Raw genomic sequence first — 15,845 nt, 5'->3', positions numbered from 1 at the left:
TTAGTGTTCCGGTGGTGCGTGAATGTGGCTGGTGGCTTCGTGATCGCCGGAGTGGAGTGAGGTGGGTCACCCCTGCTGAGAGATGATGTTGCTGCACCCAGTGACTGGAGTCACCTATACGTTCATTCTGTTCACATCGATGTTTCTTGTCCGAAAGGAATGTGTTGTCCTCGAAGCGGCCGCTGAGCGTGGCGGGCCAGGTTTTGGTCCTGCAACTGGTCGTCATGGCCGTCGTCGTTCTCGCCGGCGGGATACTGACGATCCTCAACGAACGGTCCAACAGCGACGACGCCACCCGACGTGAGGTGACGGCGATAGCGGTGAGTATTGCCAACGAACCGTCGACGCCGCTGGCCATCGAATCCGACGACCCGACGTCTCGTCTGCAGCCGGAAACGGAGAAGATCAGGCAGGTCACCGGGGTCGATTTCATCGTCGTCATGGCTCCCGATCGCACCCGCTTCACGCACACCACCGTCGACCTGATCGGTAAACCGTTCAGCGGCAACATCGATCGCGCACTGCTCGGCGAGACGTTCACCGAGACGTACGTGGGCTCTCTCGGCCCGTCGATCAGAGCGGTCACACCCGTCACCGATACCGACGGCGAGATCGTCGGCCTCGTGTCCGCTGGAGTCACCCGCCAGAAGATCAGCGATCAGTTCCTGCAAGGCCTGCCGTTGATCCTCGCCGTCGTGCTCGCGGCCTTCGTCGTGGCTGCGGCCGGTTCGACGCTGCTCAGCCGCCGGCTACGGCGTCAGACATTGGGAATGGCTCCGGCCGAATTGCGGACGATGTACGAGCATCACGACGCCGTTCTGCATTCCATCGGCGAGGGCCTGTTGGTGTTCGGACGCAGCGACGAGGCGGAGTTGGTCAACGACGAGGCCCGACGCCTTCTCGACCTACCGGACGGGCCGGTATCGCTGACGTCGTTGCCGGAGTCGATGCAACAAATGGACACCGGGATCGTCCGCGGTGAGCTGCATCTGACGAAAGATCGTGTACTCGTCGTCAACCAGGATCCGGTCATGTGGGAGGGCAAACGCCTGGGTAACGTCCTGACGATTCGCGATCAGACCGAGTTGCGTTCGTTGATGGGCGAATTGGATTCGGTGCGCAGTTTCGCGGAGTCACTGCGCTCGCAGGCGCACGAGGCGGCGAATCGGTTGCACACGGTCATCACGATGGTCGAGCTCGGTCGGCCCGAAGAAGCCGTCGAATTCGCGACGGCCGATCTCGAACTCTCGCAGACTCTCATCGACCGGTTGATGAACGCGGTCGGCGAGCCTGCGCTCGCGGCGCTGTTGCTCGGCAAGGTCAGCCAGGCTGCCGAACAGGGCGTCGAGCTGACGATCACCGACGACACGGCGATGGAACACGAAGGGGTTCTGACTGCTCGCGAATTGGTGACGCTGGTAGGCAATCTGATAGACAATGCGATCGATGCCTCGAAAGAATCCGACCAGCCGTGGGTCGAAGTGACGGTCCGCGACGCCGACGGCGAACTCGTCGTCCGGGTGGCCGACAGCGGTCCCGGCATGCCACCGGAAACCCTGAAAGCTGCTCTCCGGCGCGGATATTCGACCAAATCCGGATCTCGCGGACTCGGCCTCGCGTTGGTGACGCAGGTGATCACGCGGCACGGTGGCACGTTGACCTCGGAAGTGACGTACGGGTCGGTGTTGGTTGCGACCATCCCGGGAGCGACGTCGTGATCCGCGTACTGATCGTCGACGACGAACCGCTCATCGCGGAGGCCCACAAGACGTACGTCGAGCGGACGCCCGGTTTCGACGTGGCCGGAGTCGCACACACCGGCGCTGCGGCCATGCGATTCGCCAGCACCGAACCAGTCGATCTGGTGTTGCTGGACATCGGCCTGCCCGACGCCAGTGGCATCGACGTCGCTGCGGCGCTCGGCGGTCTACGTCCGAGCCCCGACGTCATTGCCATCACCTCCGAACGTGATCTGTCGGTGGTGCGTTCGGCAGTGGCGCACGGCATCGTGCTGTATCTGCTCAAACCGTTCACGTTCGCTGCGTTCCGCGACAAGCTCGAGCGCTATCGCGAATTCCACGATGCATTACCCGCCGGCGAGAACGCGTCCAGTCAGCGAGACATCGACCGTGCGATGGCGCATCTACGCACGGCCGACGAACGCGTCTCCACCCCCAAAGGCATAGCCCCACAGACGATGGACGGCATCACCGCCAGCGTCAAGCAATCCGTCGACGGCCTCAACGCCTCCGAGGCGGCCAAGGTTGTCGGCGTATCCCGGGTGACGGCCTGGCGCTACCTCGAACGACTGGCCGACGACGGCCTGGTCACCCGGCACACCGAATACGGCAAAGCCGGGCGACCACAGGTCCGCTATGTGTGGCGTTAGAGCGGCTGGCGCCGCATGTGAGTGGAAACTCGTAGCAGGCTACGAATTTCCACTCACATGGGCACCGGTCTTCTCGACGATCCAGGCGTATTCGAAAGCCGCTTCTTTCCATTTCGCGTAGCGTCCGCTGACTCCGCCGTGTCCGGCGCTCATTTCGGTCTTGAGCAGCAGGTCCGAGTCACCGGTCTTCGTGGCACGCAGGGCCGCAACCCATTTGGCCGGTTCGACGTACAGGACGCGGGTGTCGTTGATGGACGTGATGGCGAGGATCGACGGGTAGTCCTTGGCCTCGACGTTCTCGTAGGGGCTGTACGACTTCATGTATTCGTACACCTCCTTGTCCGCCAACGGGTTTCCCCACTCGTCCCATTCGATCACCGTCAGCGGCAGCGACGGGTCGAGGATGGAGGTGAGTGGGTCGACGAACGGAACGTTGGCCAGGATGCCGTTGAACAGCTCGGCTGCGAGGTTGGCCACCGCACCCATCAGCAGACCACCTGCGCTGCCGCCGTCGGCAACCAGATGCTTCGGTGAGGTACGGCCGGTGTCGATCAGATGCTGTGCGGCAGCGATGAAGTCGGTGAACGTGTTCTTCTTCTGCAGCGTCTTGCCCTGGTCGTACCAGTGCCTACCCATCTCACCGCCGCCGCGCACGTGTGCGACGACGAAGACGATGCCACGGTCGAGCAGGGACAGACGTGCTACCGAGAACGACGGGTCCATCGATGCCTCGTACGATCCGTAGCCGTACAGCAGCGTAGGAGCAGGCCCCTCGGGGACGTCCTTGCGAGCGATGACCGACAGCGGAATCTGTGTTCCGTCCGGCGCGGTCGCCCACTCTCGGTGCTGCACATAGTCACCGGCATCGAACTGACCCAACACCGGCTGCGATTTACGAAGCAGCAGTTCACCGCTCGCGATATCCAGGTCGTAGACCTGACCGGGCGTAATGAACGAGGTGTAGACCATCCGCAGCAACGGCTGATCCCATTCCGGGTTCGAGCCCGCACCGACGGAGTAGAGCTCCTCGTCGAACTCGAGCTCGCGGTACTCGCCGTATCCCTCGTCGGTCAGCGGCCAGATCGCCATGCGGGTCAACGCTTCTCGGCGGTAGGTGAAGATCAGGTGGCCGGCGAAGGCGTCGATGTCCTCGACTCGGACGTCGCCCTGATGCGGAACCAGAATGCGCTGATCGAGTGGATCGCTCACCGGGGCCTCAGCGAGCAGGAAGTTCTCGGCCTTCTCCCCCTCGGTGCCCCAGCCGTTGACCGAGCCGTTGTGGGTGATCAGGAAACGATCCTCACCGGCTACGACGGCGTGTTCGATGCTGTACTCGATGCCGTCCGTGCGCGGCAGCACGACGCGGAATTCGTCCTCGGGATCGGTGGATTCGAGGACGAGGCACTCGGAGGTGATCTTGGAGCCGACCCAGATCATCAGGTACTTCTCGCTACGGGTGGAACCGAATCCGACCCAGTAGCTCTCGTCGGGCTCGTGGAAGACCTTGACGTCCTCGGCCTTACCGAGCCTGTGCCGCCAGACGGTGTCCGGACGCCAGGACTCGTCGACCGTCAGGTAGAAGACATGCGTGGCGTCGGCGGTCCAGGTGGCTCCCGGCGCGACGTTCTCGATGGTGTCGGCGAGCAGTTCACCGGTCTCGAGGTTCTTGAAACGCAGCGTGTACCGCTCGTCGCCCTCGGTGTCGGTGGAGTACGCCAGCAACGTGCCGTCGAGGCTGATGGAGAAGGCCCCGAGCGAGAAGAAGTCGTGGCCTTCGGCTTCGACGTTGGCGTCGAGCAGGATCTGCTCCCCCGGCACATCCACGTCGGACGACAGTGTCGGCGGTGTCCAGTCGTCGGGAGAGTCGACGGGGCAACGGCATTGGAGGCCGTACGACTTTCCCTCGACGGTGCGTGAGTAGTACCACCACTGGCCCATGCGCGTCGGCACGGACAGGTCGGTCTCCTGGGTGCGCGATTTGATCTCGTCGAAGATCTTGCCGCGGAGTGCTTCCAGTCCGGCCGTCTGCTGCTCGGTGTACGAGTTCTCGGCTTCGAGGTAGGCGATCACCTCGGGGTCTTCCTTGGCGCGCAACCACTCGTAGTTGTCGATGAACGTGTCGCCGTGATGGGTGCGCTCCTGCGGCACCTTCTTGGCAATGGGAGGGGTGATCGTCATGGCGTGACCCAATCGTCGAAGTTCAGGCCCGAGATGCGCTCGTAGGCCTCGATGTAGCGGCTGCGCGTTGCGGCGACGACGTCGTCGGGCAACGGTGGCGGTGGGGTGTCGGACGCTCGGTCCCAGCCGGATTCGCCGGTCAGCCAGTCGCGAACGAACTGCTTGTCGAAACTGGGCTGAACGCGACCTTCTTCGTACGAATCGGCAGGCCAGTAGCGCGAGGAATCGGGGGTGAGCACCTCGTCGGCGAGAACGAGGTTGCCGTCGGCATCGGTCCCGAACTCGAACTTGGTGTCCGCGAGAATGATTCCGCGTTCCAGAGCGAAGTTGGCTGCACGCGAATAGATTTCGATGGTGTCTTCGCGGAGCTTGAAGGCCAGCTCGGCACCGACCAGTTCGACGGCCTGGTCGAAGCTGATGTTCTCGTCGTGCTCGCCCAGTTCGGCCTTGGCGGCAGGAGTGAAGATGACCTCGTCGAGTTTGCTCGATTCGATCAGGCCGGGCGGCAGTTCGACGCCGCACACGGCACCGGTCGCGTTGTAATCCGCCAACCCGGATCCGGTGAGATAGCCGCGAGCAACGCACTCGATCGGCACCATGTTCAGCTTCTTCACCACCAGGGCGCGGCCGAGCAGTTCGGCGGGGATGCGTTCGTCGAGCGGATCACCGGCCAGGTGGTTGACGCCGCCGAGCTCCTCGAAGAAGAACACGCTCATCGCCGTCAACACCCGTCCCTTGTCCGGGATCGGGGTGTCGAGGATGTGGTCGTAGGCCGAGATTCGATCGCTCGCGACGAGCAGCAGATGCGCGTCGTCGATCGTGTACAGATCGCGGACCTTGCCGCCGGCCAGATGCTCGTAGCTACTCAGTGATGGTCGCACGAGACTCAACACTATCTGGGCCGGTGCCGCCACGTCAGCGGGCAGGGATCACAATGAGTAGCAATGGCAACGACCGAATCGACCCCGGACATCGGATTCCGCTCCGAACGCGGTCCCATCCTGATCGCGCTGATGCTCAGCTCGTCGCTGGTTGCGCTGGACGCGACGATCATCGCCACTGCGGTGCTCACCATCGTCGGCGACCTCGGCGGGTTCGCGCAGTTCCCGTGGTTGTTCTCGATCTACCTGCTGGCACAGGCTGTCTCGGTGCCGCTCTACGGCAAATTGTCCGATCTGTTCGGGCGCAAGAAGATCATGGTGTTCGGCATCGCGGTGTTCTGCCTGGGCTCGATTCTGTGCGGCCTGGCGTGGAGCATGCCTGCTCTGATTGCTTTCCGCGCGATTCAGGGACTCGGTGCGGGTGCCGTCCAGCCGATGTCCATCACGATCGCAGGCGACATCTACACGCTGCCCGAGCGCGCCAAGGTGCAGGGCTACCTGGCCAGCGTGTGGGCGATTTCCTCGGTGCTCGGCCCCGCCCTCGGTGGCGTCTTCTCCGAGTACCTGTCGTGGCGGTGGATCTTTTTCATCAACATTCCGCTGTGCGCGGTGGCGGCGTTCATGTTGCTGCGCAAGTTCGAGGAAGGCGCAGTCGAACGCGCCAAGCCGAAGATCGATTACCTCGGTGCCGCTCTGCTCACCGTCGGCGCGACGATGGTGCTCCTCGGCCTGCTCGAAGGCGGCCAGTCCTGGGCCTGGGGTTCGCCGATCAGCATCGCGATCTTCGTCGTGGGCTTCCTACTGCTGGCGGTGTTCGCATGGGTCGAGTCCCGCGCCGAGGAGCCGATCCTGCCGCTGTGGGTGTTCACCCGGCGGGTGCTGGTGGTCAGCAGCTTCATCTCGTTGCTCGTCGGCGCATTGATCCTGGGACTGACGTCCTACGTCCCGACCTTCGTACAGGGCGTGTTCGGCACAGGAGCCATCATCGCCGGCTTCTCGCTGTCCACGCTGACCCTCGGCTGGCCGATCGCGGCATCCCAGTCCGGGCGGGTGTATCTGCGCTTCGGCTTCCGCACGACGGCAGTGGTCGGCGGTTCGATCGGGATCGTGGGCACGGCACTGACGACTCTGCTCGACGCCGATTCGCAGATCTGGCACGTCGCGGCGATGTGCTTCGTCATCGGCCTCGGCATGGGGTTGATCGCGAGCCCCACATTGATCGCCGCACAGTCGAGCGTCGAGTGGGCCGAACGCGGCGTCGTCACCTCCACCAACATGTTCGCCCGTTCACTCGGTAGCGCCGTCGGCGTCGCGGTGTTCGGTGCCATCGTCAACGCCCGTGTGTCCGGAGATCCAGAACCCGAACAACTGTCCGACGCCATCCATCTGGTCTTCATCGGAGTGCTGGTCGCCGCCGTCCTGATGACTGTCGCTGCGGTGTTCATGCCCAAGCGCACGGCCCGATAACTCGCCCACTGCGCAGGGTTCCGCCGCGTACCGCGACCGGAACCCTGCGTCACGGCATCAACTCACCGAACGCGGAAACCAGTGCACCGGCGAGGTCACCGAGACGTTTACGGCTGTACCGGGAGCGAATCGGTCGCAGGCCCGAGCGACGGCGCGCAGCCGGAGCCCGGTATCGCGGTGTCGCACAGTGACCGAGCATTCGGGGCCGGTGAACACTTCGTGTTCGACGAGAAATTCGCCGTCCTCGCGCTCCGAGACCACCAACTGTTCGGGCCGGAGCAAGACCTGCCCCATACCCGTTGCCCTGGTGGTGGATTCGAGACGACCGAGAACGGTGTCGACCCAACCGTCGCGCGCGGCAGCGTCGACGTAATAGGCGTCGCCGACGAAGCTCGCCACAGCCGGCGTGGTGGGCCGCTCGTACAGTGCACGCGGCGTATCGACCTGCGCACAGCGCCCGCCCAGCAGGACCGCAACCCGATCCGCGGTGCCCAGAGCCTCGGCCCGATCGTGGGTGACGAGAATCGACGCGGTCTTGCTGGTGAGCAACAACTCTCGCACGTCCTGCCGAATCGAGGTCCGCAGACCTGCATCGAGAGCAGCGAACGGCTCGTCCATCAACACCACCGAGGGAGCCGGGGCCAACGCGCGCGCCAACGCGATCCGCTGCTGCTGCCCGCCCGAGAGTTCGCTGGGTCGAACCGCACCGGCGTCGGGCAGTCCGACGAGCTCGAGCATCTCGTCGACGCGTCGGGCCCGCTCGGCTCGGCCGGACAGGTACGGCCGCACGAACCCTGTGCGCAAACCGAATTCGATGTTCCGGCGCACCGTCAGATGCGGAAACAGTCCACCTTCCTGCGGCATCAGGCCCACCCCCCGCTTCTCCGGTGGCACCTGAACACGCCCGGCGACGGAGAGGTCGCGCCCGTCGGCGGTGATGCGGCCCGCATCGATACGGTGCAGGCCTGCGATCGATCGCAGCAGAGTCGTCTTGCCGCAGCCGGAGGGTCCGAGAACGGCGAGCATCTCACCGTCGCCGAGGTCGAGATCGATTCCGTGCAGCACCGTCGTACTGCCGTACGAGGCAACGAGATCGGACATCACCATGCTCATGACAGTGTCACTCGCTTTCGCGTCGTACGCCGCAGCGCCCGGGTCAGGACGATCGTCGGGACGACAGAGATCAGGATCAATGCGAGGGCGTAAGGGGCTGCCTCGCCGTAGCGGAATGCCTCGGTGGTGGACCACAGCGTGGTCGCGAGCGTGTCCACACCGCGGGGACGCAGCATCAACGTCGCCGGTAATTCCTTGGCGACGGTCAGGAACACCAGGGCGGCTCCGGCCGCGATGCCGGGCGCGGCGACAGGAATCGTCACCCGCAGGTCGGTGCGCACTCGCCCGGCACCGAGGGTCCGTGAAACATCCTCGAGCACAACCGGAGTGGCGTCGACGACCGATCGGGTGCTGCCGACGGCCAACGGCAGGAACAGCACCACGTACGCCAGCACCAGCAGCACCGCGGTCTGATAGAACGACGGCAGAAATCTGATTCCGAGAAACACCGTCGCCAGTCCCACGGTGATACCCGGGAGACCGTGCGCAATGTACGTGGACAACTCGGCGGTGCGCGCACTGCGGGACGTGGACCGGGCCGCGAACAACGCCACCGGCAACGCAAGCACGGCGACCAGCAGAGCAGCAGTCGCCGAGTACTGGACCGTCTTTGCGCTGACAGCCAGCACGTCCGACCAGTCGACGGTGAAGCGCAGCGATCGAGTGAGCCATCGCGCCAGGGCCAGAATCGGTACCAGCACCGAAACACCGAGGGCTGCAACGATAACGGCCAGAGCAGGCACGCGCCACCGGCCAAGAACCACAGGCTCGGCCATCCGGTCGGTTCCCGATCCCACCCGCGCCGTGGCCCCGCGTCGAGCACGCCGTTCGAGGAGGGTCAACACCAACGCGCCCACCACGAGGACCAACCCGAGAACAGCGGCCGCGGTGCGATCGAGCCCGCCGCGGTAGGCGCTGTAGATGCCCAGAGTGAAGGCGTCGTACCGCATCAGTGCCACCGCCCCGAAGTCACTGATGGCGTACAGCGCCACCAACAACGCGCCTGCTGCCGCAGCCGGAACGACGCGACGGCACTCGACGGTCAGTGCGGTGCGTACCGCCCCGCGGCCGAGGGTGCGGGACACTTCGGCCAACGACGGGTCCGCGGTGGCGAACGCCGCGGACACCGGCAACATCACCAGCGGGAAGCACGACAACGTGAGCACCAGCGCAGCACCGGAAAATCCTGCAAGGGAGGGAAATTCAGCGATCCACAGATAACCGGACACGTACGACGGGATGGCCAGCGGTGCCGTGAGGATCATCGAGAAGATGCGTCGACCCGGTAGATCGGTTCGGACGGTCAACCAGGCGAGCAGCGTGCCCACCACGACGGAGGCGACCACCACGGTGAGCGCGAGCGTGGCCGTCCGGACAACGAGGTCGAGGGTGCGTTGCCGCAGGAGCAGCCGCAGTACCTTCTCGGTTCCGCCGTCGAACGCTCGAACGAACAGGTACACCAAGGGTGTCAGCGTCAGCGCTCCCACGCACAACGCGGTCGTCCCGAGAACGGGACGACCGCCGAAGTGGCGCCGCAGAAGCGGCTGGAGTGCGGACACGAACACCGACTAGATGATGCCGACGTCGGTGAGCAGGGTCTGGGTCTCCTCGAGGGACGAGAGTCGGCCCAGGTCGAGGTCGGTCGAACCCAGGTCCGACAGCGGCGGCAGGTCGTAGTCGGACGTGACGCCGTCGATGACGGGGTATTCGGCGGTCTCGTTGGCGAAGTACGTCTGCGATTCGGTCGAGAGCAGCTCGCGCACGAAATCGAATGCCGCTTCCTGGTTGTCCGACGCCGCCAGCACACCGGCACCGGCGACGTTGATCAATGCGCCGGGGTCGCCGGGCTCGAAGTAGTGCAGCTCGACGGGAGCGTCGGCACCGTTCTCGTCCTTGAACGGGTACCAGTAGTAGTGGTTGAGCAGGCCGGTGGCGACCTGCCCGTCGTTGACGGCGGTCAGCAGCGGACCGTTGCCCTCGAACGCGACCGGCTCGTTGGCGACGAATCTTTCGAGCCAGGTGCGAGCACCCTCCTCGCCGCGCTGCACGCGCAGCGCGGTGACGAACGCCTGGAACGACGCGTTGGTCGGTGCGTAGCCGATCTGTCCGCGCCAGCGTGGGTTGAGCAGTCCGTCGATACCGGTGGGCAGGTCTGCTGCCTGCACCGAATCGGAGTTGTAGGCCAGCACGCGGGCCCGTGCGGACGTGGCGACCCAGGTGCCGTCGGTGCCGCGGTACTGCTCGGGGACGAGCGCGAGGATGTCCTCGGGCAGCGGTGCGAGCGCCCCTGCTTCGTCGAGGGCCCCCAGTGCACCTGCATCCTGGCCGTAGAAGACGTCGGCCGGCGTCGCGTCGCCCTCTTCGAAGATCTTCGCGGCCTGGGCGTTGGTGTTGCCCGAGTAGTCGACCTCGATGCCGCCGCCGATGCGTTCGATCAGGGGGTCGACGAGTTCTTCGCCGCGGCCGGAGTACACCACCAGGGCGGACTCTGCGGTGGCGGACTCGGAGGTGGAGGTGGAGGTGGTGTCACCGGAGTCCGAAGAGCTGCAGGCGACCAAACCGAGGGCAAGGGTTGCACTGCACGAGAGCAGCGCCAGACGGCGAACGGTGAACACGGTTCTCCTGACGAAAACGGGTCAAACGGACAATTCGAGAAAGTACACCACCAAGGTGAGGCTCAGCTACTTTCCCCCCCGGATTGAACGACCGGCAGCCCGGGCATTCCCGCCCGATGACCGAACGCGTGCTCGTCACCGGTGCCAGCATCGCCGGCCCCACCGTCGCCTACTGGCTCGACAGAGCGGGATACGACGTCGTCGTCGTCGAGCGCAGTCCGCAGCTGCGTCTGGGCGGCCAGAACATCGACGTCCGCGGTAGTGGACGCGAGGTGCTGCGGCGCATGGGCCTGGAGCAGACCCTGCTGGCCAACGGCACCACCGAGAAGGGCACCAGATTCGTCGACGATTCCGACGCCACCATCGCGGCCTTTCCGGCCGGAGACGGATCACACGACGGGCCGACGGCGGAGATGGAGATTCTGCGCGGCGAGTTCGCGCGGATTCTCGTCGAATCAGCCGGTCCGCGAACCGAGTACCGGTACGGCGATCGCGTCGTCGACGTGGCTCAGGATGCCGACGGCGTCGATGTCACGTTCGCGTCGAACGCAGCGGAAAGGTTCGACCTCGTCCTGTTCGCCGACGGAATCCGTTCCAGTAGCAGAGAACTGGCGTTTCCTGCCGAGGCGGAGACCACGCCGGTCGGCCTGTACACCGCCTACGGGGTTTTGCCGAAGAGACCGAGTGACGACGGCTGGTGGCGGTGGTACAACGCCGCCGGATCCAGGGTCGCCAATCTGCGCCCGGACAACCTCGGCACGACGCGTTTCAGCCTGTCCTGGGTGTCCGACGATGGCGGGTACGAGGGCGCGTCCACCGAACAGGTGGTTGCCGCCTTGCGAGCGAAGTTCGCCGACGCCGGTTGGGAAGTGCCCCGAATTCTCGACTCGCTCGGTCCGGACTCGGAACTCTACGTCGACTACCTCGCGCAGGTGAAGGCTCCGCGCTGGTCGAACGGGAGAATCGGCATGCTCGGCGACGCCGCCTGGTGCGCAACACCATTGAGCGGGATGGGCACCACGTTGTCGGTCACCGGGGCCTACGTGCTCGCCGGGGAACTCGCCCGAGCGCGCGATCATCGCACCGGGTTCGAGGCCTTCGAGGCGCGCATGCGTCCGTTCGTGAATCAGGCTCAGAAGCTTCCGCCCGGCGTGCCTCGCGTCGCGCATCCGAAAACGACTGTGGGAGTAGCTGCTTTTCGCACCGTGCTGCGCCTGGCCGGATCGAAGCCGGTCCAGGCGGTCACGAGCAGATTCCTCGGTCCCGACGCGGCGACGCTGGAATTGCCCGACTACGAATTTCGGCGTTAGAGCCCGACCCGCTCGAGCAGCGCGTCGAACGCCTCGCTGGCTTCCTGCTCGGTGCGGCCGGATTCGATGACGCCGTTGTACACCGCGAGCGCCTCCTCCTGGTACTGCTTGTACTTTTCGAGCCACTTCTCCGAGTCAGCGCGCCAGTAGCCGATGATGTCGAAATACTTGTTGTCGTAACCCAAGTCCTTGCGGAAGTACTTGCGTACCCGGCGCGAGGACGACGCCTCTGCGGCGAACCACACGTAGCCGCGCCCCTCGGGTAGCGGGTAGGCGAGCACCGCGTCGTCGAGCACGCTGGCGCTGTCTCCGTTTCCGGATCCGATACGCCAATCGAATGTCACGTCGGCGGCTGTCTCGAACGTCTGGATGTCACCGCGTTCGAGTACCTCGACAATCGCGTGTGCGCGGGTGCCTGCGGGCAACTGTTCGACCAGTCGACCCAGTGCTGGAACTCCGGTCATATCGGCCACCAGCAGCAGCCAATCGACGTCGGCGGGCGGTGAGTACCACGACCGCGGACGGGTGAAGAGCACCGTCTGACCGGGGGCGGCCTGCTGGGCCCAGGTGGCCGCGACGCCACCCTCGTGTGCGAAGAAGTCGATGGTCAACTGGCCGCGGTCGGGATCGACGCGTCGGATCGTGTAGTTCCGGCCCTCCGGCGCGTTCTCGAGGCCGTGGAACCACCACAGGCCGTCGACCTCGGTCATCGGCGGCGGTGCCGACTCGCCTTCACGCGGAAAGTAGACCCCGACGCACTCGTCGGGTGCCCCGAGCGTGCGGTAACCGGCGACGTGCTCGCCGCCGAAGGTGACGCGCACCATGTGCACGGTGAGCTGCTCCACCGCAACGACGTCGGCGTAGTGGAAACCACGCTGCTGATCGGTCATCTTCGTCCTCGATACATCTCTCGTCCGACTGTGCGAGAACCCTCAGGCTAACTCGGCGGCAACTTTGGTCAATTCTAAACTAAGCCTTGCCTAGCCTGCCAGCGGCCACCTTGGGTATCACCAACGGGGTGTGCGATTCCGGATCGTCGATGATGCGGCACGGCAGTCCGAACACCGCCTCGACCAAGTCGGCGGTGACGATCTCCGCCGGTGGGCCCTCGGTGACCACCGCGCCGTCCTTCATCGCGATGATGTGGTCGGCGTATCGACATGCGTGGTTGAGATCGTGCAACACCGCGACGAGGGTGTTGCCGTTGTCCCGATTCAACGTCGCCAGCAGGTCGAGAAGTTCGATCTGGTGCGCGATGTCGAGAAACGTCGTCGGCTCGTCCAAGAGCAACAGCGGTGTCTGTTGCGCGAGAACCATTGCCACCCACACTCTTTGCCGCTGTCCACCGGACAGCTCGTCGACCGGACGGGCCGACAGCGACGTCACTCCGGTCGCAGTCATGGCCTCCACCACCGCGGCCTCGTCCGCGACGGACCATTGCCGAATCAACTTCTGATGCGGATAGCGGCCTCGCGCAACGAGATCGGCCACCGAGATGCCGTCCGGCGCGATGGAGGTTTGCGGCAGGAGCCCGAGTCGGCGGGCGACCTCCTTCGCCGGGTACGACGAGATGGACTTGCCGTCGAGCAATACCGTGCCGCCGGTCGGCTTCAGCAGCCGCGACAACGCGCGCAACAGTGTCGATTTACCGCAGGCGTTCGGCCCGACGATCACGGTGAACTTGCCGTCGGGAATGTCGACGGTCAACTTCTCGCTGATGATTCGTTTGTCGTATCCGACGGTGATGCCGTCCGCGTACAGGCGTGGCCTCGTCGTCATTGCTTCCGCCCTTCTCGTGCCAACAACCAGACGAAGTACGCGCCGCCCACACAGACCGTCACCACGCCGACCGGAAGCTGAGTGGGTGCGAACACTCGTTGCGCTGCAACGTCACTGACGATCAGGAGCAGAGCGCCCATGCACGCCGCGGGCACCATCGCCACCGACGAGGTACCGGTGAGTCGCCGAGCCAACTGCGGTGCCGCGAGCGCAACGAACGAAATGGGCCCCGCTGCGGCCGTGACCAGTGCCGTGAGGGCGACCCCGAGAATCACCAGCATCAGACGCGTCGGCTCGACGCGGATTCCGAGCGCTCTCGCCGCGTCGTCACCCATCTCGAGTACCGGTAGCCGTGTCGACAGCGCCGCCGCCACGGGGGTGACGACAGCGAGGGCTACGAGAACGGGAACCACCTGCGGCCACCCCAGCCCGTTGAGTGTGCCCGCGCCCCAGACGGCGGCTGCGATTGCCTCGGACACATCGGCTTTCACCACGAGCCAGGTATTGACGGACGCGAGGACGGCACTGACCGCGATACCGACGATGATCAATCGAAAGCCCTGCACGCCGCGCTTGTAGGCGAGCACGTACACCACGGCGGCGGCCACCAGTCCGCCGACGAGCGCGCCCGCTCCGGTCCGATAGTAACCGCCGCCGAGCGTCAGGATGACGACGAGAGCGCCGGTGTACGCACCGGTCGAGAAGCCGATGATGTCCGGGCTGCCCAACGGATTTCGCGTCAACGACTGAAAGATCGCACCCGACACCCCCAGGGCAGCTCCGAACAGGAATGCCAGCGCAACCCGGGGGAACCGCGACTGCATCACGACGATCTCGGTGATGCGCGGGGCGTCGCCGAACACCGCTGCGAGCACCTGGCCCGGTGGAACGTGGTAATCGCCGGTGCCGATCGCGAGGACGGCGACAACCGCTGTCAGCAACAGCAGGGCCGCGCAGACGAGGACCGTACGAACGTCGATTCGTGCGCCCAGCACTGTGCGAACGATCCACACCCTTCTGCCGAAGTCGATGTTCCCGGCGCGCGGTGCCCGGATCACAGCCCGCTCGCCTTCTTTCGGCGGACCAACAGGATCAGAACGGGAGCCCCGACGAAGGCGGTGACGATACCGACCTGCAACTCCCCCGGCTCGATGACGATTCGGCCGACGACGTCGGCGAACAACAGCAGTGCCGGTGCCGCGAACACGGTGTGGATCAGAATCCAACGCTGGTCCGGCCCGACGAACCAGCGCACCATGTGCGGCACCATCAGCCCCACGAACCCGACCGGTCCCGCCGCCGCAGTCGCTGCTCCGGCCAACAGGGTCACCGCAACGACCCCGACGGTCCGCGTCCGAAGCGCATTGGCTCCCAACGACCGGGCCAGCTCGTCGCCCAGTGCGATCGCATTGAGCGGACGCGCGACGAGCGCCGCAAGACACAGTCCGAGTACGACGAACGGGCCGGTCGCCGCCGCGATGTCGAGGCCTCGACCCGCCAACGAGCCTGCGCCCCAGAACCGCATCCTGGCGAAGGCGTCCGGGTCCAGCAGCAGCATCCCGGAGGTGACGCCGCCGAGCACCGCACCGAGGGCAATACCGGAGAGCGTCAAGCGAATCGGAGTGGCACCCGCTCGTCCCACCGAACCCAGCGCGTACACCGCGACGGTGGCGAGAACGGCACCGACGAACGCGAACCACACATAGAACCGAACGTCGGTCACGCCCAACACCCCGACTGCGAAGGCGACGAAGAGTGCCGCTCCGGCATTGACGCCCAGAATGCCCGGGTCGGCCAACGGGTTGCGCGTCATCGCCTGGATCAGCGCGCCCGCGACGCCGAGCGCGGTACCGACGAGCACACCGAGCACGGTCCGTGGAACTCGGAGCTCGCGGACGATCACCGCGTCGGTGGAACCGTTCGAAGACCACAGTGCGTGCCACACGTCACCGACAGCGATGTTCTCGGCTCCCACAGCGATACTCACCAGGCACAGAATCGCGAGGACGACGACGACGAGAATCAGACCGGCGGTCCTGCCGGCATCGGTTCGGGCCAGACCACCGACGAGAGCCGGAACATCGCTCTGTTCCGGCTCGTCGCCCGCAGTGAT

The 15,845-nt window shown here is 65.3% G+C and carries 13 protein-coding genes; 4 read left to right on the top strand and 9 right to left on the bottom strand.

The window, feature by feature from the left end; translation table 11 throughout:
- Positions 1–224: 224 nt before the first annotated feature.
- Both CH285_RS02275 and CH285_RS02270 read left to right on the top strand, forming a co-directional pair.
- A complete protein-coding gene (locus tag CH285_RS02275; protein ID WP_228139393.1) occupies positions 225–1,718 on the top strand; it encodes a sensor histidine kinase in 1,494 nt (497 codons plus the stop codon).
- Entirely contained in the window at positions 1,715–2,389 is a 675-nt protein-coding gene (locus CH285_RS02270; RefSeq protein ID WP_027495830.1) for a response regulator, read from the top strand. The genes CH285_RS02275 and CH285_RS02270 overlap by 4 nt, the downstream gene beginning before the upstream one ends.
- A gap of 39 nt (positions 2,390–2,428) precedes the next feature.
- On the opposite strand, the gene CH285_RS02265 is transcribed toward CH285_RS02270, so the two are convergent.
- Together CH285_RS02265 and CH285_RS02260 are read right to left on the bottom strand one after the other, a co-directional pair.
- Complete coding sequence (locus CH285_RS02265) at positions 2,429–4,567, bottom strand: S9 family peptidase (protein ID WP_094644434.1); 2,139 nt, start codon at positions 4,565–4,567, stop codon at positions 2,429–2,431.
- The gene (locus CH285_RS02260) at positions 4,564–5,448 is read right to left on the bottom strand and encodes a phosphoribosylaminoimidazolesuccinocarboxamide synthase (RefSeq protein ID WP_094644433.1); all 885 of its coding nucleotides are present in this window, start codon (positions 5,446–5,448) and stop codon (positions 4,564–4,566) included. The genes CH285_RS02265 and CH285_RS02260 overlap by 4 nt, the downstream gene beginning before the upstream one ends.
- Before the next feature lie 63 nt (positions 5,449–5,511).
- Here CH285_RS02260 and CH285_RS02255 point away from each other — a divergent pair, with 63 nt between their 5' ends.
- On the top strand, positions 5,512–6,915 hold the full coding sequence (locus CH285_RS02255; RefSeq protein ID WP_032371345.1) for an MDR family MFS transporter: 1,404 nt from the start codon (positions 5,512–5,514) through the stop codon (positions 6,913–6,915).
- A gap of 57 nt (positions 6,916–6,972) precedes the next feature.
- Here CH285_RS02255 and CH285_RS02250 read toward each other — a convergent pair whose 3' ends face one another.
- Genes CH285_RS02250 through CH285_RS02240 form a run of 3 tightly spaced genes read right to left on the bottom strand, consistent with a single transcriptional unit; the run spans position 6,973 to position 10,643 of the window.
- Complete coding sequence (locus tag CH285_RS02250; RefSeq protein ID WP_255032203.1) at positions 6,973–8,022, bottom strand: ABC transporter ATP-binding protein; 1,050 nt, start codon at positions 8,020–8,022, stop codon at positions 6,973–6,975.
- A gap of 2 nt (positions 8,023–8,024) precedes the next feature.
- Positions 8,025–9,587 carry an ABC transporter permease gene (locus CH285_RS02245; RefSeq protein ID WP_255032204.1) on the bottom strand — a complete coding sequence of 521 codons (1,563 nt, stop codon included), beginning with the start codon at positions 9,585–9,587 and terminating at the stop codon, positions 8,025–8,027.
- A gap of 9 nt (positions 9,588–9,596) precedes the next feature.
- Entirely contained in the window at positions 9,597–10,643 is a 1,047-nt protein-coding gene (locus CH285_RS02240) for an iron ABC transporter substrate-binding protein (RefSeq protein ID WP_094644431.1), read from the bottom strand.
- Positions 10,644–10,759: 116 nt separating this feature from the next.
- Here CH285_RS02240 and CH285_RS02235 point away from each other — a divergent pair, with 116 nt between their 5' ends.
- Positions 10,760–11,953 carry an FAD-dependent monooxygenase gene (locus CH285_RS02235; protein ID WP_094644430.1) on the top strand — a complete coding sequence of 398 codons (1,194 nt, stop codon included), beginning with the start codon at positions 10,760–10,762 and terminating at the stop codon, positions 11,951–11,953.
- Here CH285_RS02235 and CH285_RS02230 read toward each other — a convergent pair.
- The 4 genes from CH285_RS02230 to CH285_RS02215 all read right to left on the bottom strand — a co-directional run bounded on the left by CH285_RS02230 (position 11,950) and on the right by CH285_RS02215 (position 15,845).
- On the bottom strand, positions 11,950–12,843 hold the full coding sequence (locus tag CH285_RS02230; protein ID WP_032367547.1) for a siderophore-interacting protein: 894 nt from the start codon (positions 12,841–12,843) through the stop codon (positions 11,950–11,952). The two genes, CH285_RS02235 and CH285_RS02230, sit on opposite strands and share 4 nt — an antisense overlap.
- A gap of 79 nt (positions 12,844–12,922) precedes the next feature.
- A complete protein-coding gene (locus CH285_RS02225; protein WP_057473667.1) occupies positions 12,923–13,732 on the bottom strand; it encodes an ABC transporter ATP-binding protein in 810 nt (269 codons plus the stop codon).
- On the bottom strand, positions 13,729–14,790 hold the full coding sequence (locus tag CH285_RS02220; RefSeq protein WP_371829095.1) for a FecCD family ABC transporter permease: 1,062 nt from the start codon (positions 14,788–14,790) through the stop codon (positions 13,729–13,731). The genes CH285_RS02225 and CH285_RS02220 overlap by 4 nt, the downstream gene beginning before the upstream one ends.
- Positions 14,787–15,845, bottom strand: coding sequence for a FecCD family ABC transporter permease (locus tag CH285_RS02215; protein WP_032367936.1), 1,059 nt, complete (start codon positions 15,843–15,845; stop codon positions 14,787–14,789). Before CH285_RS02215 ends, CH285_RS02220 begins: the two co-directional genes overlap by 4 nt.

The sequence above is a fragment of the Rhodococcus sp. 05-2256-B1 genome (assembly GCF_002258465.1).
Lineage (GTDB): Bacteria > Actinomycetota > Actinomycetes > Mycobacteriales > Mycobacteriaceae > Rhodococcoides > Rhodococcoides fascians.
This window is presented reverse-complemented; position numbering and strand designations above follow the sequence as displayed.

Bases quoted from the DNA above. Each gene is read 5' to 3' on its own strand.
- CH285_RS02255 (WP_032371345.1), top strand. From the start codon at position 5,512: ATGGCAACGACCGAATCGACCCCGGACATCGGATTCCGCTCCGAACGC.
- CH285_RS02235 (WP_094644430.1), top strand. From the start codon at position 10,760: ATGACCGAACGCGTGCTCGTCACCGGTGCCAGCATCGCCGGCCCCACC.
- CH285_RS02230 (WP_032367547.1), bottom strand. From the start codon at position 12,843: ATGACCGATCAGCAGCGTGGTTTCCACTACGCCGACGTCGTTGCGGTG.
- CH285_RS02225 (WP_057473667.1), bottom strand. From the start codon at position 13,732: ATGACGACGAGGCCACGCCTGTACGCGGACGGCATCACCGTCGGATAC.
- CH285_RS02275 (WP_228139393.1), top strand. From the start codon at position 225: ATGGCCGTCGTCGTTCTCGCCGGCGGGATACTGACGATCCTCAACGAA.
- CH285_RS02265 (WP_094644434.1), bottom strand. From the start codon at position 4,567: ATGACGATCACCCCTCCCATTGCCAAGAAGGTGCCGCAGGAGCGCACC.
- CH285_RS02250 (WP_255032203.1), bottom strand. From the start codon at position 8,022: ATGGTGATGTCCGATCTCGTTGCCTCGTACGGCAGTACGACGGTGCTG.